At 55.1% G+C, this 17,822-nt stretch carries 12 protein-coding genes, 1 tRNA gene, 3 pseudogenes and 1 other annotated feature; of the genes and pseudogenes, 8 read left to right on the top strand and 8 right to left on the bottom strand.

The features are described from left to right. Positions 1 to 31: 31 nt before the first annotated feature. On the bottom strand, positions 32 to 1,183 hold the full coding sequence (locus C8E02_RS10470) for a pyridoxal phosphate-dependent aminotransferase (protein ID WP_211329218.1): 1,152 nt from the start codon (positions 1,181 to 1,183) through the stop codon (positions 32 to 34). Between the two features lie 143 nt (positions 1,184 to 1,326). On the opposite strand from C8E02_RS10470, the gene C8E02_RS10465 reads away from it, so the two are divergent. After that, positions 1,327 to 1,416, top strand: a tRNA-Ser gene (locus C8E02_RS10465). A 405-nt stretch (positions 1,417 to 1,821) separates the two neighbouring features. On the opposite strand, the pseudogene C8E02_RS17830 reads toward C8E02_RS10465, so the two are convergent. Next, positions 1,822 to 1,956, bottom strand: a pseudogene (locus tag C8E02_RS17830) (phage integrase N-terminal SAM-like domain-containing protein); the annotation flags it as partial. A 168-nt stretch (positions 1,957 to 2,124) separates the two neighbouring features. Here C8E02_RS17830 and C8E02_RS10455 point away from each other — a divergent pair. After that, positions 2,125 to 2,802, top strand: a complete 678-nt coding sequence (locus C8E02_RS10455) for an HNH endonuclease (RefSeq protein WP_170152139.1) — start codon at positions 2,125 to 2,127, stop codon at positions 2,800 to 2,802. A 337-nt stretch (positions 2,803 to 3,139) separates the two neighbouring features. On the opposite strand, the pseudogene C8E02_RS10450 reads toward C8E02_RS10455, so the two are convergent. Further along, positions 3,140 to 4,272 (bottom strand): annotated as a pseudogene (locus C8E02_RS10450) (IS3 family transposase). Further along, positions 3,929 to 4,045 (bottom strand) — a sequence feature (AL1L pseudoknot). It overlaps the preceding pseudogene by 117 nt. Positions 4,273 to 4,610: 338 nt before the next feature. Here C8E02_RS10450 and C8E02_RS10445 point away from each other — a divergent pair. Genes C8E02_RS10445 through C8E02_RS10430 form a run of 4 tightly spaced genes read left to right on the top strand, consistent with a single transcriptional unit; the run spans position 4,611 to position 11,868 of the window. Next, on the top strand, positions 4,611 to 6,089 hold the full coding sequence (locus tag C8E02_RS10445; protein WP_120810729.1) for an ATP-binding protein: 1,479 nt from the start codon (positions 4,611 to 4,613) through the stop codon (positions 6,087 to 6,089). Next, entirely contained in the window at positions 6,079 to 8,814 is a 2,736-nt protein-coding gene (locus C8E02_RS10440) for a Z1 domain-containing protein (RefSeq protein WP_170152138.1), read from the top strand. Before C8E02_RS10445 ends, C8E02_RS10440 begins: the two co-directional genes overlap by 11 nt. Further along, complete coding sequence (locus C8E02_RS10435) at positions 8,804 to 9,736, top strand: PD-(D/E)XK motif protein (RefSeq protein WP_120810727.1); 933 nt, start codon at positions 8,804 to 8,806, stop codon at positions 9,734 to 9,736. Before C8E02_RS10440 ends, C8E02_RS10435 begins: the two co-directional genes overlap by 11 nt. A gap of 20 nt (positions 9,737 to 9,756) precedes the next feature. Continuing rightward, a complete protein-coding gene (locus tag C8E02_RS10430; protein ID WP_120810726.1) occupies positions 9,757 to 11,868 on the top strand; it encodes an AIPR family protein in 2,112 nt (703 codons plus the stop codon). Between the two features lie 245 nt (positions 11,869 to 12,113). Here C8E02_RS10430 and C8E02_RS10425 read toward each other — a convergent pair whose 3' ends face one another. After that, positions 12,114 to 13,685: a DNA cytosine methyltransferase gene (locus tag C8E02_RS10425; RefSeq protein WP_120810725.1), complete on the bottom strand. Its 1,572-nt coding sequence runs from the start codon at positions 13,683 to 13,685 to the stop codon at positions 12,114 to 12,116. Between the two features lie 68 nt (positions 13,686 to 13,753). Here C8E02_RS10425 and C8E02_RS10420 point away from each other — a divergent pair, with 68 nt between their 5' ends. Continuing rightward, positions 13,754 to 14,218: a very short patch repair endonuclease gene (locus C8E02_RS10420; protein ID WP_120810724.1), complete on the top strand. Its 465-nt coding sequence runs from the start codon at positions 13,754 to 13,756 to the stop codon at positions 14,216 to 14,218. Here C8E02_RS10420 and C8E02_RS17645 read toward each other — a convergent pair. Further along, positions 14,175 to 14,429: pseudogene (locus C8E02_RS17645) on the bottom strand (transposase); the annotation flags it as partial. The gene C8E02_RS10420 and the pseudogene C8E02_RS17645 sit on opposite strands and share 44 nt — an antisense overlap. A 240-nt stretch (positions 14,430 to 14,669) precedes the next feature. On the opposite strand from C8E02_RS17645, the gene C8E02_RS10410 reads away from it, so the two are divergent. Continuing rightward, entirely contained in the window at positions 14,670 to 14,852 is a 183-nt protein-coding gene (locus C8E02_RS10410; protein WP_120810723.1) for a hypothetical protein, read from the top strand. Between the two features lie 378 nt (positions 14,853 to 15,230). On the opposite strand, the gene C8E02_RS10405 is transcribed toward C8E02_RS10410, so the two are convergent. From C8E02_RS10405 to C8E02_RS10395, 3 genes are read right to left on the bottom strand one after another with little or no spacing between them, the layout of a single operon-like run. Further along, positions 15,231 to 17,264, bottom strand: coding sequence for an AAA family ATPase (locus C8E02_RS10405; RefSeq protein WP_120810722.1), 2,034 nt, complete (start codon positions 17,262 to 17,264; stop codon positions 15,231 to 15,233). Further along, complete coding sequence (locus tag C8E02_RS10400; protein WP_120810721.1) at positions 17,261 to 17,596, bottom strand: hypothetical protein; 336 nt, start codon at positions 17,594 to 17,596, stop codon at positions 17,261 to 17,263. Before C8E02_RS10400 ends, C8E02_RS10405 begins: the two co-directional genes overlap by 4 nt. Next, positions 17,593 to 17,793, bottom strand: a complete 201-nt coding sequence (locus C8E02_RS10395; RefSeq protein ID WP_120810720.1) for a helix-turn-helix transcriptional regulator — start codon at positions 17,791 to 17,793, stop codon at positions 17,593 to 17,595. The genes C8E02_RS10400 and C8E02_RS10395 overlap by 4 nt, the downstream gene beginning before the upstream one ends. Positions 17,794 to 17,822: the final 29 nt, after the last annotated feature.

Here is a 17,822-nt window from a genome sequence, read left to right as displayed (position 1 = left end):
GTGGCGCTTTCCGGATGAGCGTTTTGCGGCGCTAGCGCACCGTCTTCATGCGCGCCACCGCCTCGGCCAGACGGTCGATGCCGGTGGTGTAGGCGACGCGCACATAGCTGCCGGCGCGGTTGCTGCCGAAGTCTGCCCCCGGCGTAATCGCCACATTGACCTCGTCCAGTATGCGCTGGCAGTAGGCAAAACTGTCATTGGTCACCGCCGACACGTCGGCGTAGACATAGAAGGCGCCGTCCGGCACCGCGTCGATGCGCCAGCCCAGCGTCGGCAACACCTGCAGCAGGAAATCCCGCCGCCGGCCAAACTCGGCGCGGCGGCTTTCCAGTACATCCAGTACCGCCGGCTGGAATGCCGCCAGCGCGGCGTGCTGCGCCGCCGCCGGCGGGCACAGGAACAGATTCTGCGCCAGCCGGATCGCCGGCTCGACATAGGCCGGCGGCACCACCAGCCAGCCCAGTCGCCAGCCGGTCATCTGGAAGTACTTGGAGAAGCTGTTGATCACGAAGGCGTCGTCCGCCAGCTGCAATGCCGAGAACGAATCGGCGCCATAGGTCAGCCCCTGGTAGATCTCGTCCACGATCAGCGCGCCGTCATGGGCGCGACAGCGTTCGGCCAGCGCGGTGATCTCGTCGCGGCTGAGCACGGTGCCGGTCGGGTTGGCCGGCGTGGCCACCATCGCCGCCACCGTGTTCGGCTGCCAGTTGGCGTCCAGCTCGTCGGCTAGCAACTGGTAACGCGTCGCCGCGCCGACCGGCACTGTCTGCGGCACGCCGCCGAGCAGGCTGACGAAGTGGCGGTTGCACGGATAGGTCGGATCGGCCATCAACACGCCGTCGCCTTCGTCCACCAGCAAGGACAGGGCAATCTGCAGCGCGCCGGACGCACCCGGCGTGACGATGATGCGCTCCGGCGCCACCGTCACGCCGAAGCGCGACTGGTAGAACCCGGCAATCGCCTGGCGCAGCTCGGCCAGCCCCTGCGCCGCGGTGTAATAGGTATGCCCCGCCGCCAGCGCCGCACGGCCGGCATCGACGATGGTCTGCGGCGTGGCGAAGTCCGGCTCGCCCACTTCCAGATGGATCACATCATGGCCGGCCGCCTGCAAGGCGCGGGCCTTTTCCAGAATCGCCATCACCTGGAACGGGGCAATGGCGGACAGGCGTTTTGACAGTTTCACGGCAATCCCTTTGTTAGCGTCATTAGCACGCAGCATGGCGTGCCATCGGCAGTCAGTATGCCGCAGCCACCGCCCCGCACCAAATATTCATGAAATACGCTTGACCAATCAAAAATCGAAGTCTACAATGCGCAGCCTGAGTCGGAGAGGTGGCAGAGTGGTCGAATGTACCTGACTCGAAATCAGGCGTACGTGCGAGCGTACCGAGGGTTCGAATCCCTCCCTCTCCGCCAGACCAACATCTAAGCCCTTGAGAAATCAAGGGCTTTTTTGTTTTCCCCTCATCAGCCCATACTTTGACCCATACCTTGGCTGCAGCCAAGCAAAGCCATCTCTTCAGGCTACCCCCTCATGGTGACAACCCAGAGCGAGGATCCGGCTGAGTTAGTAGCTGGGAGCCTATTGTGGACTGTCCCGGGTACCGTAGACAAATTCCCGCCTCATGTGCAGGCACTGGTGGTCGTTGACCGCAGTGCCTGCCGTACCTGACCAGGGCGCTGATGCCAGCTGGTCAGCAAGGAGTAGACATACTTAGACGTGAAAGTGGCTTCAGCAATCGCCCCTGAGCTGCTGTTCTGACAAAATCTGCAAAGCAGTCACTCAAGACGATGGCAGCCACAGCTCATTGGGCAGCATGGCTAAAAATTTTCGATCTCTTCTTTCCCCGTGTCTCGCGGATGCCGCAAACCGTGCCACTTCACAAACAGTCGCCCCCATTGCACATGAGTCTGTTCGGTACGCAGGCTATAGTGTTTGTAACGAATTCGCTCACGAACCTGATCGAGCTACAAGTACACATGCCGTAAATCTAGGCAGAAAGCCTTTTTTCTCGTTCTCTTCGTGCCAATTTAGACCGCAAGGGCAGATATGGCCTGCGGCTTGGAGCCGTCTACATTAGGTTGAACATGACAAATCCCAGTGTAGTGACTTACAGACCGAGCATGAAACACCGGAGAGATCAGACCGTCATTCTGACATTGACGGCCGCCATCGAACGAGTCTTCGGCACCAGGGACGAGGACGGCGCTTATCCACTGGGTGCCTTCTACACAAGAAATGTCAGCAAGAAGACTTGGAGGCATGTCAAAGGAATTTGGTACGTCCCAAAGAATCCGGACAATTTCAGTCAAAGAGTCGTTGATCTAGAGGCGGTTGACCATTTTTCGCGGGCGATCTTATCAGGTGAAACGGTGCTACTGGGGACTACGACTGTTGACTGGGAAGCGATTCCTGAAGACTCCGCAGGCCTGTTGCCGCCGCGGCTTGCGGACGACATAAGCGCTGATGAGGGCGCTCGACAGCTCAGGTGGCATATGCGCCGAGAGCGTAAAAAAGGGCTGCGCAATGCGAAGATTGCAGCCGTACTCGGAGCGGGCGGCACTATCGCGTGTGAAGTTTGCGGCTTCGACTTTGCTCGCCACTATGGAGAACCGGGCGAAGGCTTTTGTGAAGTACATCATACGAAGCCGCTCAGAGATCGCACGGGTTCTGAACAAACGTCCATCGCTGATCTGGCAATCTTGTGCAGCAACTGTCACAGCACCATTCATCGCACCTCGCCCATGTGGGACGTGAGCAAACTCGCCAGTGTCTGGGCAACGCGGCATGCGGAGACGTAATTGTCTAACAGGCCTCTGCATCTTAACCACCTTCCAGCGTCGGCTTAGCGACGGTGTTGAATGTCCGCTTGTCGTCACCACAATAGGCTGCTTCAGGCCGAAGTGCGACACAGCAAGTCAACCGGAAGCGGTCACCGCCAGCACAGCATCCACTAAACGGTAAGAGTGCGCCGGCACAAGTGGTCAGCTGCGCCGGAATCCGCATCACACCGAGACCCGCTCAAAGGCCTCGAAGCTGATGCTGCCCAGGTAGCTGTGGCGGCGGGTTCGATTGTAAAAAGCTTTGATGTAATCGAATTGAGGCGCCCCGGGTTTCGCGGAGGCTGTTTTGTGTGAGTCAGGCCGGCACGGCCTGCTCGCTCAGACTGCGATAGTAGTTTGCTTCTGCCTCCGCCGGTGGAATGTAACCAATCGGCGCCAGCAAGCGGTGGTGATTGAACCACGCCACCCATTCCAGCGTCGCCAGCTCCACCGCCTCCAGACTCCTCTTTGTACAAGCCATTGATCGTCTCGGCCAGCGCGTTGTCGTAGCTGTCACCAGTGCTACCAACCGAGGGTTCGATGCCCGCTTCGGCCAGCCGTTCACTGTAGCGGATCGAAACGTATTGCGAGCCGCGATCGCTGTGGTGGATCAAAGTGTCGCGACCCGGCTGCCGCGCCCACAACGCTTGTTCCAGCGCATCGAGCACAAACTCGGTGTGCATACTGTGACTGACACGCCAACCAACGATAAAGCGGGCGAAGGCGTCAACGACGAAGGCGACGTAGACGAAATCCCCCTAGGTCGACACATAGGTGAAGTCCGAAACCCATAGTTGGTTTGGCCGGTCCGCGACAAACTGCCGATTCACCCGGTCGAGCGGACACGCTACGGCCGGATCGGGGCGAGTGGTGCGAACCGCCTTGCCGCGGCTAACGCCGCGCAAGCCGAGCTGCCGCATGAGCCGCTCAACGGTGCAACGCGCCACCGCGATCTGCTCGCGCCGGAGCTGACGCCAGACCTTGTCGGCGCAGTACACCTGCTGGTTGACCTGCCAGACGCGCTCGATCTCAGCCTTCAATCTGTCGTCACGCTGGGCACGAGGGCGGGATCGCGCTGCCGGGCGACGTAGCGGCGATAGGCGGACGGGGCGCCCTGCAAGACCCGGCAGATTGGCTCGACCCCAAGACGGTCACGGTGCGTGTCGATGAAAGTTCTCACAACGTGAAGCGGCGGTCGAGCTCCGCCTGCGCGAAAAACGCGCTGTCCAGCCGAAGGATCTCATTGGCCTTCTTCAGCTCGCGCACCTCGCGCTCGATTTCTTTGACGCGCGCGGCCTCCGTATCAGTCAGCCCGCCACGCAGGCAGGTATTGCGCTCTTGTAGGCGAATCCAACGGCACAGTGTTTCGGCGGTGCAGCCGATCTTGGCGGCGATCGAAACGATTGCGGCCCACTGGGATTCATACTGATCCTTGGCGTCAAAGACCATGCGTACGGCGCGCTCGCGGACTTCTGGGGAAACTTGGTGGATTTGCTCATGGCCCCATTCTCTCAAGTGAGGGAGCCTCCGCGAAACCCGGGGAGCTTCAGTGAAGCCGAGGCGACTCAGAGTCCGTCAAAGACGTCATGAATTTGGTTGATTGCATTAAATAGTCTAATGTACCATGCATTTATATATATATTTTGCATAAATATATGTATTTCACCAAAGAAAATACTTGTAAATAAACCTGTACTTCACACGCTCAACCCTATCATGATGCTGCTGCATGATCGGATAGATATGGAAGTATTGGACAGTCATCAAGCCAACATTGTGCAAAAATAATGAGTGAGTTAGAAGCAAGGCCCTACGCCTCCTCTCTGATCGAGTCCATGCGATCGGTAGGGTACTCCCTAGAGTCCGCAATCGCAGACCTGATCGATAACAGTATTTCAGCCAACGCAACTTCCGTGCGTATCGAGTTCCGCCCCTATGACGAGCCCTATCTAGCCATTATCGATAATGGAGATGGAATGTTGCCAGATGAACTCACGGATGCAATGCGGCATGGCAGCAAGAGCCCAAATAATGAGCGCAAGGAGGGCGATCTTGGTCGTTTTGGCCTTGGCCTCAAAACGGCCTCTCTTTCGCAGTGTAAGAAGTTGACTGTTATCAGCTTCAAGGATGGTGTTCTTTCGTGTCGCTGCTGGGACTTGGATCACGTTGCATTGCGCAATGATTGGATTTTGCTGGTACCAGACAGTAAAGAGGAAATACTCGCACTCCCCCACGTTGCAGAGCTGACGCAGTACGGTCACGGTACTATCGTGTTGTTGCAGTCACTGGACCGGCTGATCGCAGGAGAAAGCTCTGCTGAAACTGCCTTCCGATACAAGATCGAACAGGTTCGCCAGCACCTTGCGCTTGTTTTTCATCGTTTTCTCACTGGCGAGCCGAACTTGCCTCGCGTTGAGATCAGCATCAATGGGGATGCTGTTGAACCGATAGATCCATTTCTCATATCAAACCGTGCAACTCAGATAATGCCTGAGAGCCAGTTTCCAATTGAGAATAGCCTTATTACAGTACGCCCTTACATTCTGCCGCATTCCAGCAAACTGGCACCGGAGGTGCTGAAGCTCGCCGGTGGCGAAGAAAGCCTCCGCAAGTATCAGGGCTTTTATGTATACCGTAACCGCCGACTCATCATCTGGGGGACATGGTTCCGTCTGCGGAGGCAGGAAGAACTCTCCAAGCTGGCCCGGATTCGGGTTGATCTCCCCAATTCACTGGATCATTTGTGGACGCTAGATATCAAGAAGTCCACCGCACACCCGCCCGAAGTCATCCGGACAAGACTCAAATCGATTGTTGATCGCATCGCTGAGAGAAGTCGCAGTACCTATACCTATCGTGGCAGAAAAACCCGTGAAACTGGAATTACCCATGCTTGGGACAGGGTTGAAGGGCGCGGGGCTTCATTTTCTTACCGGATCAATAAGGAGCACCCCTTGCTCCGGGCGCTGCATGATTCGCTGGATAATGAGCAGGCTCGACTGCTGGATGGTGTGCTGGGCATGCTTGAGCAGGGTTTCCCTTGTGACAGCCTGTATGCCGATATGGCCTCAGACCTGAGGCAGGAGCGGGAAAGCTTTGATTTCCACGCACTGAAAGAAATGGCCCTGCAAATCATAGAGGCCATGGCAGCTGCCATGCCGAATGGCAGACATGCGGCTTTGCAAACCCTGCCCCAGCTGGAGCCGTTTAGCCACGCTCCGGAGCTCACTGCAAGAATCGTCAAGGAATTGGAAAATGCTGTCTGATAATGCCAAACGGCTAGAGGCCGCTGTAATGACAACCCTTACCCTGGACAGTATTCCTACCGAGGAACAAGTGGCATCGCTGGCCAGACAGTTGCGGGCAATACCTCCGTATGCGGTGGATGATGAAGAATTTGCAGCCGTAATCCGGCGGTTGCATACCAGCCTCCGCATCAGCATGGGGTTGGGGAATGTGGTTCGCGAGGATCACGCACCGTGGGTGTCTTCCCGCCGTGCAGAAATTGACCCCTTTTATGCCCGCCGCTATTTCCTTTATCTGAAGCAACAGGGCTGGCCGGCAGGGGTGCTGGGCAGCCTTGACAAGGTGACTGATGAAATCCTGGATGTTTTGGGCAATCCGGCCAGTGAAGCAGGCTGGCCACGGCGCGGGCTGGTCATGGGAGACGTCCAGTCCGGCAAGACATCCAACTATACCGGGCTGATCTGCAAGGCAGCAGATGCCGGTTACAAGCTAGTGATTTTACTGACGGGCACGCTGGAAAGCCTGCGCCGCCAGACACAGGAGCGACTTGACAGCGGTTTTGTCGGTCTTGACAGCTCCGGCGTGATTACCCGTCAGAGAAAGCGTCGGGATGTCGGCGTTGGTGTATTGAATGGTGCCCGCTCTGCCGGTGTGTTCACCTCGACGCTGGTCGACTTCAGAGCCGATACCATCAATCATCTTGGCTTCCGACTGAATGCTTTCAATGAGCCCGTTCTTCTTGTCGTGAAGAAGAACAAGAAAATCCTTGAGAACCTTACCCGCTGGCTGAAGGATTACAATGCTGACCAGTCGGGCAGCATTGACAGTCCGTTACTGGTGATTGATGACGAGGCCGATAACGCCTCGGTCAATACCAATCCGGAAAAAGCCACAGCTATCAATCACGCCATCCGGGAATTGCTGAAGGTATTCCCGCGCTCCAGCTATGTCGGTTTTACGGCAACCCCGTTTGCCAACGTGTTCATTCACCCGGAAACCGAAGACGAGATGCTTGGCGATGATCTCTTCCCCAAGGATTTCATTTACGCACTGGATGCGCCAAGCAACTATATCGGCGCACAAAAGATTTTCTCTGCTGAAGATGAGGCCAGCAGTCCGTTGCGTCCGATTTTTGATGCTGAAATCATTTTTCCGGCAGGTCACAAGGCTGGCCATCCCGTCAGCGAGTTACCCGAATCCCTGACTCGTGCTGTTAACTGCTTCCTGCTGGCCAATGCGACGATGGATCTGCGCAAGGGCTGCCCGCGACACCGTTCCATGCTGGTGAACGTCAGTCACTTCACGCTGGTGCAAGACCAAGTTAGACAGTTGCTGGACGAATACGTGAGGACAGTGAGGGAGGATGTCCGCAGTTATTCTCGGTTGTCCCTTGCCGAGTCATTGCGCAACCCGACCATGGCAACGCTGCACGACCTCTTCAATGACGAATATGGCCATATTGGTATCAGATGGACTGATGTAGCTGCGTGTCTGAGTGCGGCCGTAATGCCGGTAGAGGTAAGGGCCGTCAACCAGAAGTCAGGGGCCGCCAGCCTCGACTATCAGGCTTACAAGGAAAACGGACTGCGGGTAATTGCCGTGGGCGGGAACAGCCTGTCCCGGGGGCTGACCCTGGAAGGGCTGTGTGTCAGCTATTTCTACCGCACTACCAAGATGTACGATGCCCTCCTACAAATGGGACGCTGGTTTGGCTACCGAGATGGCTATGCCGATATTTGCCGGATCTGGATGAGTGATGAAACCAGCAACTGGTATGGTCACATTGCTGATGCAACCGAAGAACTGCGAAGGGAAATCCGGCGCATGCAGCTGGCCGGGCTCAAGCCTATCGATTTTGGTCTCAAGGTAAGGTCCAGTCCCGAAGCGCTGCCCTTGCTGATTACGGCACGCAACAAGATGAGGCATTCGGAAGAGATCGAGAAAGTCATTTCCATCAGCAACGAAGCCATGGAAACCTATCGTCTTAAGTCCGATCCCCCGACCATTGCCATCAATGCCCAAGCCGGGTTGCGGCTGATCGACGCCCTGCAAAAGAATCATGCTGAGAAATACTGCCCTGATTCTCGTAACCCCTTGTGGCTTGCCGTACCGAAAAGTGAAATCGTAGACCTACTGAAAAGCTATAGCGTTCACCCCATGCTGGTTTCCTTCAATGCAGAGGACATCGCAGGGTTTGTTGCCGAAGCCGGTCATGATTGTCTTGCCACTTGGGATGTTGTCATTCCCCAGGGTAATGGGCAGCAGCCATTGAGACTTGCTGACGGGTTGGAAATTTCTCCCCAGAAGCGTGCCGTAGCGCTGGATCCGTCAACCCGCTCCATTCTGGTGAACGAGAAGAAAATGCGTGTGGGTTCGCGCGGTGTTGAAAAATACGGCCTGACCGAGGAGCAAATCAGACAGGCAGAAGCACGCTTTTATGCCGACCCGAAGAATGAAGAGAGCAGTGTTTCTGATGCTACCTACCGTGGGGCTCGCATTCGTCCACTGCTAGCACTCCACTTCCTAGATGGCTTTGTCCGGAATGGTGCCGACAAAGAAGGAACGTCACTGGACACCGCAGGCCATCCGCTGCTTGCGCTTGGCCTGAGCTTTCCCCGTTTCAATGACTCCGACAACGGTGAGCGGATTCGTTACCGGGTTAACATGGTTGAATGGCATAACAACTATGAGATCCGGCTGGAAGAAGAAGGTGACGACGAAGAGGATGTCATGAATGACGCTTGATCAGCGCTGGAATGAATTGCAGCCGGCAAACAAAGATGATGTTTTCCAGCTGTTAGACCCAGACCATCCCCTAGATTTCTATATCGGACGCGACGCCCGGGGTGGGCGGTCCCTGCTGCTACTCACCACGGATACCCCGCCTGCACCCAAAGAGTACCGGGCAATCCGGATACAGACCTTCCAGCGGCCAGATGGTCGCTGGTCTCTGCTGTTCCGGCTTACCTCCCCGGAGCTAACCCAGCTGTTCACTTGGCTATGCCAGGATCTAGTAGAGGCCGGCCGTAGGGTTGTCGATCCGGCACGGCCAGTTGCCGTACTCATGAAGCGCTTTGCCAACTGGCAACGCCTGATGGCCAGTGGGCATAACGGCCTGATGGATGAAAACCGGATTCGTGGCCTGTGTGGCGAGCTGCTATTTCTCGAACAGCAACTATTGCCGGTCTTTGGTGGCTTGGCATCGGTTACCGGCTGGGTTGGCCCGGAGCGGGCCCACCAAGATTTCCAGATGTGCGACAAGGCATGGGAAATCAAGACCATTCGCCCAGGGAGTACCACGGTTCGCATTTCCTCCGAGCACCAGCTGGATAGCAAAGCCAGACCCATCGAGCTGGTTGTCGTGAGCCTAGCCGACCTGCAGTCATCCTCTCCGGATGGTTTTACGCTGAACCGGCTGGCAGACCGGCTTTATGAAAGCCTTGCCGGCGACCTAGAAGCCCAGGATCTTTTCTTGCAGCGGCTGGCTGCATACGGTTATATCCGGCGCCCGGAGTATGACAGCCGGTATTACCGCGTGACAGCCTGCGAAGCCTATGTTGCAGGCGACGGATTTCCTGCACTTGCACCATCTGGACTGCCAAGCTTCATCAGCCAGGTTACTTACGACCTCGACCTCGCCGGGTGCAAACCGTACCTGAAACAATAAGCTGCTCAGTGGTGAACACAATGAATCAGGAAGAGTTCAAAAACAGTCTACTTGGTGCCTTGGAAGATTCCCGTCTGGATGATTTCCGCAGGGACATGCTGGAAATGGTCAAGGCCAATGCTGTTGCCAACAGTGACTTCGAACAGTCAGCCTTTGTTACTGAAGCAGCCAGACAGTTGGAAGATGCCGAGGAGATCAGTGATTTTGTCCAGTGCTACTTTGAGGATCCGAATCCGACTGGCAGAAAACGCATGCGTATCGATGGCTATGCGCTGGATGAGGTTGATGGTTCGTATCGCTTGCTGGTTGCGGAATACCATGGAGATGGTGCCCCCCTGACGCCTACACTGAACAAAAAGGATGTAGAGCAAAGTTTCAAGTCTCTGCGCAACTTTGTTGAACAGGCGCTGGCTGGTGTCCTCCACTCCACCATGGAAGAAAGTCATCCAGCTTGTGCGCTTGCCAGCGACATTTACCACAAGGCGGAACATATCAGCCGCTTCCGGCTCTATCTGGTAACCGATGCTGAAATCCGGCTGAGAAAGAAAGATTGGCCGGAAGAAAATTGCGGCAACATTCCTGTCGAATTCCACCTCTGGGACATCGCGCGTTTCCAGCGGGTCAATGAGTCTCTTTCCGGGCAGGACGAGCTGGAAGTCGACTTCACCGAATACCTGCCGGATGGCATTCCCTGCTTAGCTGCCAGCCAGATGGCAGACAACTGCCAGTCTTACCTGTGCGTAATACCAGGGGATGTCTTGGCTGGAATCTATGATCGTTTCGGTAGTCGCCTACTGGAAGGTAATGTACGGTCCTTCCTGAGTACCCGGGGAAAGGTGAACAAGGGTATCCAGACAACGATCAAAAACGAGCCGGAAATGTTCTTTGCCTTTAATAACGGCATCTCGGCCACCACTACGGGAGCAGAAGTAAGGATCGGAGCGAACGGCATGCATCTGGTTGCCGCTCGCTACCTGCAAATCGTGAATGGAGGCCAGACCACCGCATCACTGTCGACAGCAAAAAGATCTGGGGCGAATCTTGCTCAAACTCATGTCCAGATGAAGCTTACCGTTATCGAGCCGGATCAGTCGCAAAACATTGTTCCGCGGATTGCACAATATGCCAACAGTCAGAACAAGGTCAGTGATGCAGACTTCTTCTCCAATCACCCCTTCCACGTGCGGATCGAGAACCTGTCGCGCAGGCTGTGGACTCCACCCTCCCAAGGTGAACAGCATGGAACACACTGGTTCTACGAGCGTGCAAGGGGCCAGTATCTCAACGAACAATCCCGGCTCACGGTGGCGCAGAAGAAAGCATTTGTCAGCCAGAATCCGCGAGAAAGGATGTTCAGCAAGACCGATCTGGCCAAATACGAAAACAGTTGGGAACAACTGCCTCACAAAGTCAGTCTGGGAGCGCAGAAGAATTTTATCGAGTACGCTAAGCGGATCAGTGAGCAATGGCAACATGATGCAGATAGCTACAACGAAGATTATTATCGCAATGCCATTGCAAAAGCCATTCTATTCCGCAAGACGGAGCGAATTGTTTCGCAGCAGGAATGGTACAAGGATTATCGCGCCCAGATCGTGACCTACTCGATTGCCAAACTGGCTGAGATGATCAAATCTCAAACCAGCTGGAAAACCCTAGACTTCAAGGTCATATGGAATCGGCAGGACATTACCCCAGCACTGGAGCTGCAAATCACCAGAATCGCTGGGCGCATAAACGAGATTATTTGCAGATCTGAAAACCAAGCCCGCAACATATCCGAGTGGTGCAAGAAAGAAGCATGCTGGCAACAGGTAAAGGAAGAAAAGCTTCCTTTTTACCAAGAATTTTTCAATGAGCTTGCTGATACTATTCAGGTCAATAAACAGGCACGTGAAGCCCGAGATATTCAGAAAATGGATGGCGGGATTGATGCACAGATTACGGTGGTTAACCTTGGGTCAGCCTATTGGAACAAAATACAAATATGGGGCAAGAAGAACCTCCTGCTTGGTGAGACGGATAACAAGTTGATTAGTACGGCCATCAAGGGAGTGCCTAACGAAAAACAGTCCAGAAAGCTGATTGAGTTGCGAGCTCGGCTAATTGAAGAGGGATTCAACGCTGATTGAAATGTCGATGGGATTGTTGGGGCTGATTAGGGTGCCTATCTTAAGTTAGAAGGGAATGTTAGGAGAGTCGAGTGTGCTTGAGTCGGTCTTGATACTTTGCATTGATGGCCTGTAAGGCTGGCTGGTAGCCACCAGCCAGCCTTATAGGCTACATTGTTGGGTGATTAAGGCTTCAGTAACGGGCAACCGATCAACGGAAAAAATCAGCAACTCTATGTCTTGCCCAAGTGTGCTGGAACACTAAACTATGCCAATATATCGGCCACGATTTTAGCAATCTGATGTGCTAGAAGTGGAGGAACGGCATTCCCTACTTGGTGATACTGCTGGGTACGCCCCCCTTGGAAGAAATAGTTGTCCGGGAATGTTTGTAGGCGTGCAGCCTCTCTTACTGTCAGGCTTCTACACTGGGCCGGATCGTAATGGATGAAATAATGTCCATCCTTGGAAATGTGGCTGGTGATGGTTGTTGACGGCCCATCAGCAGTTTGCACCCTGAATCGATCTGAAAATTTGCCCGTTTCCCAGTTTTTATGAGCAGGTGCAAGGCCTGGTAAATCAAACTCCTGATGCCCCTTGGGGGATCGCTTGTTAACCAATGCAAAGTTGGCTGCATAGCCGTAACGAGCCAAGTCATCAATGCGATGCCCGCGAGTTTCATGGTTGAGCCAGACTTTCAGTCTTGGGTCAAGGAGCCATGTGTCGAGATGCGCATGACCGGTGTTTCCAGTCTCAGCCTTTTTGGGGAGCCTTGTGCCTCCCGTATCAATGAAGTTGCCAACTTGGTCGACAGTCTTTCTTAAACTAGTAACCAAAGCTGTTGCTTGTTCCGATTGTCTTGCTGCGGCCACGGCCAGTTGTCCAAGCTGCTGGCGCACATACGATACCCACAACTCAGCAGAGTCCTTCTGCTTGCTTAACTGACTTCTTAGTGGCGGCAGGTTATCAATTACTTCTTTGACCCCCACTGGAAGGGTGCTATCAAGCTTCTGTAGATCTTTATGATAGTGATCCTCTCGAATGCCCAGCAGAATGACTCGATGACGTGCCTGAGGAATGCCATGCTCTTCTGCCCGAATGATGTATTTTGCGGCATCAAGTTGGGCCGGGTCGTCACCATCTCGGAAAGTGATGTCATGTACAAGGGAGACTATCCGATAGCATTGACCCTGCCGTCCAGTTTTGAGGGCTGCATCTGGGTTGGCAAGATCGCGCAATATCTGGTGGAAGATTTGTTCACCATTGATCCTAGATGACAGAATTCCCTTGACATTCTCCATTACGAATATGTGGGGCTGATAGTTCTGGATAATCCTCAGATACTCACGATAGAGGAAGTGACGGTTGTCCTCCTCAGGTTTGTAATCAACTTTCCCCATGTTTCGGGCGCGGCCAACCAGTGAGTATGCTTGACAGGGAGGGCCGCCGATCAACACCCAAGGTTGATGGGCTGGAGTCTTTCCAAGCGCGTGCTGGATGGCTGCGTCAAGAGCAGCATTTCCTTTGGTGCTTCCGATTTCGATGCATAATGCCTCTTCTCCAGCTTGGTTCCAAAGATCGATGGTGTCACAGCTAAAAGGCTTCTCGGACTCGCCATTGCAGAAGCGGTAGTAGTCTGTAAGCTTTTCCGGCCTTCTACTGTGCAATAGTCGATAGAAAGCTCGAAGGCGTAGCGTCTGATGCGCTATGGGGTCCTTTTCGGCCGAAACGGCGATCTGAAAGCCCCTACCATTTTGCAGCGATGAAAAGCCTTCACCCAAACCGCCTGGCCCAGCAAAAAGATCAACAACAGGAATTGGGGGGGTATTGGTGCTCATTGTGAGTATCTGTGTGTTCAATCAGACTACCAGGATACCAGGAAGCAAGGCGAGCAGGAAGCAAGTCAATGGATGTTGTTGATCGGAAGACAAGATCCCGCATGATGTCGGGTATCAGAGGGAAGAATACCAAGCCGGAGATTGTTGTGCGCAGGTATCTGCATGCCCAAGGCTTTCGGTTCCGGTTGCATGTGGCCGACCTGCCCGGTAAGCCTGATATTGTCTTGCGTAAATACAAGCTGTGCATTTTTGTGCACGGCTGTTTTTGGCATCACCATGAAGGCTGTCGATATGCGACAACGCCTAAGACGCGGACAGAATTTTGGATAGAGAAATTTACTACCAATAAGCAGCGTGATGCTCATGCGCGGATGCTGCTGCTCAATGCAGGATGGCGGGTATTTGAAATATGGGAATGTGGCCTAAAAAAACGGAGCGACGAATCTATTGGCTGGCTCTCTGAGTGCATCAGGGGGGAGGTTGCAATGCTTAGCTGGCCGAATTACTGGCGATCTCAAGAACTAGGTGCATAACGGCTTGCCGTGATTCAATCTCGGCATCCAAGTGCTCGTCAAATACCGCGATCGGCATCTTGAACCCCAGTAACGCACGAGGCCAGATGTTGAGCCGGTGCGCCATGGCATCCAGCTCCTCTTGGCTATGCACCGACAAGTCCGTCCCTTTGGGTAAATACTCCTAAATCAGACCGTTGGCGTTTTCGTTGCGGCCTTGCTGCCAAGGCGAGCGGGAACGTTATCACGGTATGTCGCGACGAAGGCCCATTCATCGCTACTGACTTCGATTGGCTAGGGTTTGCGGTTGGCCACAGCCATCGGACCTTACGACTCAGGCATCATTCAGAACTTACTCTAGTTATCAGAGACTGGCAGTCTACAATCCAATGAGTCGTCACCATGCATTAAGTACTTGCCACCTCGTTCTGGGCGGCCAAAGTCGGAATCGAGACAGGATGATTCCAAAGTCATGAAAAATGCTAAAAAAATCCGGCAGGACATAATCGCGGTGAACGTGGCTCAGGTGTACCTGTTGGTAATCGCCGTCTGGCTACTGTTTCACGGCGAATTCTTGGCCGCGCTTATCTTCGTCGGCTTTGCCCGACTGTTTGAATCCGCACTACCGGTGACCCGTAAAAACGACGACGAATAACCTGCCGATCCAGATAGACTAAGCGGGGCAAGCCCGGCTTTAACTATTGGCAGGCCACAACCCCTCCACGTCAGCACCACGGCCCCACCTGCAGGGAATCCCGATTTATCCGGTTTCATTGAGTCCCGATTTATCGGGTTTCATGGTTTCCCGGCCGCCCAGCTCGCTACAGGTACTTCCGCCGGTTTCTCGGCCTCCGAGGGCGGCGCCGAGCGCGGTTTTCGAAAAATGGCGAGATAGCTAATAAACGCCGTCAATTTTTCTGTCCATCCGGTCTTCCTAGAGAAACCAAACCGGACGGACAAACCGGATAGGCCGGAAAGGTGAATCCCGATTTTCGCTATTTTAGAACCACTGTTTTGGCGAACAAGGCGCAGCTCAGATCAAGTCGCTAATGTCGGTGGCAACCTCGGACGGCCGGCATTGACGTTTTGTGTCCGTCCGGTTTTGTTGTCTCGATGTATGTCCGGTTTGTCCGTCCGGTTTGGTACCACTAGGGGAGACGGACGGACACCCCTCCCCAAGCGACACATTCGCCCCATCGATTCGAATGAGTTTTCGGCCCTCCAGGGTGTCTTTTACCTCGTAGAATCGGTTGCGGGGGACTCTGGCTTCGATACACTGCGTCTGCCAATGAGCCACTGAGACAGACTCTGTATCATCGCCCAGCATCTGCTTGAGAATATCCAGTACGGTTACCTGGTGCTTCCCCAGCCTCACGGGCTCCTCGGGTTTCATATGGGCCGAGTGATCGGTCAACTTGAGTACTGCACTGATGGTGACTGCGTGGGTATCTTCCTGTAAGGGCACAGCAATCATTTCAAATGAGAGATCAGGCGGGTTTTCAGCATCTTTCATCTTGTGTGCGGTCAGCTGGACCCCTCCACCTGGACGACTCACCTCATACTCGGCATCCACTGCACCTTTAAGCGCCGATGACCCCCGCGCACCTTTGCTGCTGTCCTTGCCACTGTGGTGGACAATCACTACGGTGGCACGCCATTTCCGGCGCAACATGTCCACATTGCTGACAAATCGCCCCACATCCGCCGCGCTGTTTTCATCCCCGATGAAGTTACGGGCCATCGTGTCGATGACGATCACCCTCGGCATAACCCCCGTCGCAATGACAAGCCTGCGAATGGCATTGGCCACCCCCACTGCATTGAGACCATTTACAAGGTCGGCTGGGGCTTTGGACACGAACAGCTGTTCCGGCATACCCGAGAATCCATGGTATTGAGCCCAAGCTTTCACGCGCCTAGCGATCCCGTTGTGCCCCTCCCCGGCGATATAGAATACGGCACCCTGCTTGACGGCCTGTCCATGAAACGGGGTGCCCGTTGCGACGCAGCATGACATGTCCAGAGCAAGGAATGATTTCCCCATGCCGGGAGCCCCATACATGACTGCCATCGTGTCTTCCTCAAGGTAGGCATGAACCAACCAGGAGACTGGCTGTACCGACATTTCAGTGGCCTGGACGAAAGCGAATGCGTCCGACCCAATTTGTCCATATCCCTTGGCTCGTGCCCCATCAATCATCCGCTGCAGCTCCGCCCCCAAGAGCTCACGCGCTCGCTCTTCCCCCCGATGTTCGGCCACGTCGTACGCTACGGCAGAGAACACCAGCCGGATAGTGTCATCATCAGCACCACGGCCAACCAGTTGCCCGACAAGGCGCAATGAGCTGCCATGCACGTCTTCACCTTGTTGTAGCGCCTCCAGCAGCTCCTCCATTGAGCCGGGTTTCGCGGGCACCATCTCCAGCAGCTCAGGGTCTTCGTCATCCTCGCCTGCGACTATGTCGTAGCTGCCAGACGCTGCGCCAGGGGCCGCCCCGTTCTTGTAGATCGCGCTTGCGTCGAGCGCTGGCCATTCATCAAGGTAGACGGCCCCGCTCGTGGGCAGCACCTTGTATTCACCATTCGGAGGCCGCCCGATGTAGAACGACTGGCTCATGGTAAAGGACTCCCTAGCCAGAATGCCCCCCAGTGCCCCGTTAAGTCCCGCCGCCAGTCGTTCCCGGTCTTGAGGCAGATGATCACGCGCCAGTGGCACCAGCACCCGCCAGCGCGGACGATCAGGCGTGTGGCTGTGCGTGGTGACGATCACGGCCGACAGGTTGTAACGCTCCAGACGCTCGTGTGCGTCTTCGGGTGTTACGTCACCCTCGTCATAGTCGCCCTCGACCCCCGTAATTGCTGTCATCGCTGCGTCATAGCGCCGGCAGCCATTATCATTTGGCTGGCCGGTAAAGGTCGCCAATTTAATCAATGGAGCGGCTTTCTTGTCGCACGGGGGGATCTCTTCCAGCATGGTGCAGAGCTCGGGAAAGGTCGTTTCCCGCTCTTGCAACGCCCGCCCCCTAGCATCAGAAAAATAGGTGTACTTGATAACACGGGTAGTCATATGTCGCCGCTCCCCTTGCTGGTGTCACCTTCCGACCGTCTTGCGATGATCTCGACTCGGCCTGAACTCAGCAGTCTCTCTACCTCTGCGGCGCGGCGGTGCAGATCCGAAAGAGCAGCGGGCAGTTGCTGCTCATCCATCGTGGTCAGGTCATTCGTAGTGCGGGTGAAGGCATCCATGTAGCCTGTCAGGATGCCAGCCGCGTCCTTATCAAAGATGACAACCGCCCGTGAATCCGCTACCCGGTCGTACAGTTCTCGCAGGCGCAGCAGACGCTTGAGGAAGGCCTCAATATGTGCGCGGATAGTTTCCGCATCGGTATGGGCGTTCATGCTTGGCCCTCCAGACGAGCCTCGACCCAGACCTTGATGGCCTCGCTGTCCCAGCCGACTGCCCGAGCCCCAATGCGGTGGGCCTTGGGGAACTGGCCCAAGCTCATCAAGTGGTAAATCCATGCGCGGCCGAAGCCGGTAACGGCTTCGACTTCAGGCAGGCGCATGATGCGACGTGGTGCTGCTGCATTCAACATAGCCTTCTCCTTGTGCTCAGTGGCAACGA

It is taken from the genome of Vogesella indigofera (assembly GCF_003633895.1).
GTDB lineage: Bacteria > Pseudomonadota > Gammaproteobacteria > Burkholderiales > Chromobacteriaceae > Vogesella > Vogesella indigofera.
This window is presented reverse-complemented; position numbering and strand designations above follow the sequence as displayed.

What these genes read in the sequence shown, in the direction of transcription:
- C8E02_RS10455 (WP_170152139.1), top strand. Translation starts at nt 2,125, where the DNA reads ATGAAACACCGGAGAGATCAGACCGTCATTCTGACATTGACGGCCGCC.
- C8E02_RS10445 (WP_120810729.1), top strand. Translation starts at nt 4,611, where the DNA reads ATGAGTGAGTTAGAAGCAAGGCCCTACGCCTCCTCTCTGATCGAGTCC.
- C8E02_RS10440 (WP_170152138.1), top strand. Translation starts at nt 6,079, where the DNA reads ATGCTGTCTGATAATGCCAAACGGCTAGAGGCCGCTGTAATGACAACC.
- C8E02_RS10435 (WP_120810727.1), top strand. Translation starts at nt 8,804, where the DNA reads ATGACGCTTGATCAGCGCTGGAATGAATTGCAGCCGGCAAACAAAGAT.
- C8E02_RS10430 (WP_120810726.1), top strand. Translation starts at nt 9,757, where the DNA reads ATGAATCAGGAAGAGTTCAAAAACAGTCTACTTGGTGCCTTGGAAGAT.
- C8E02_RS10425 (WP_120810725.1), bottom strand. Translation starts at nt 13,685, where the DNA reads ATGAGCACCAATACCCCCCCAATTCCTGTTGTTGATCTTTTTGCTGGG.
- C8E02_RS10420 (WP_120810724.1), top strand. Translation starts at nt 13,754, where the DNA reads ATGGATGTTGTTGATCGGAAGACAAGATCCCGCATGATGTCGGGTATC.
- C8E02_RS10410 (WP_120810723.1), top strand. Translation starts at nt 14,670, where the DNA reads ATGAAAAATGCTAAAAAAATCCGGCAGGACATAATCGCGGTGAACGTG.
- C8E02_RS10405 (WP_120810722.1), bottom strand. Translation starts at nt 17,264, where the DNA reads ATGACTACCCGTGTTATCAAGTACACCTATTTTTCTGATGCTAGGGGG.
- C8E02_RS10400 (WP_120810721.1), bottom strand. Translation starts at nt 17,596, where the DNA reads ATGAACGCCCATACCGATGCGGAAACTATCCGCGCACATATTGAGGCC.
- C8E02_RS10395 (WP_120810720.1), bottom strand. Translation starts at nt 17,793, where the DNA reads ATGTTGAATGCAGCAGCACCACGTCGCATCATGCGCCTGCCTGAAGTC.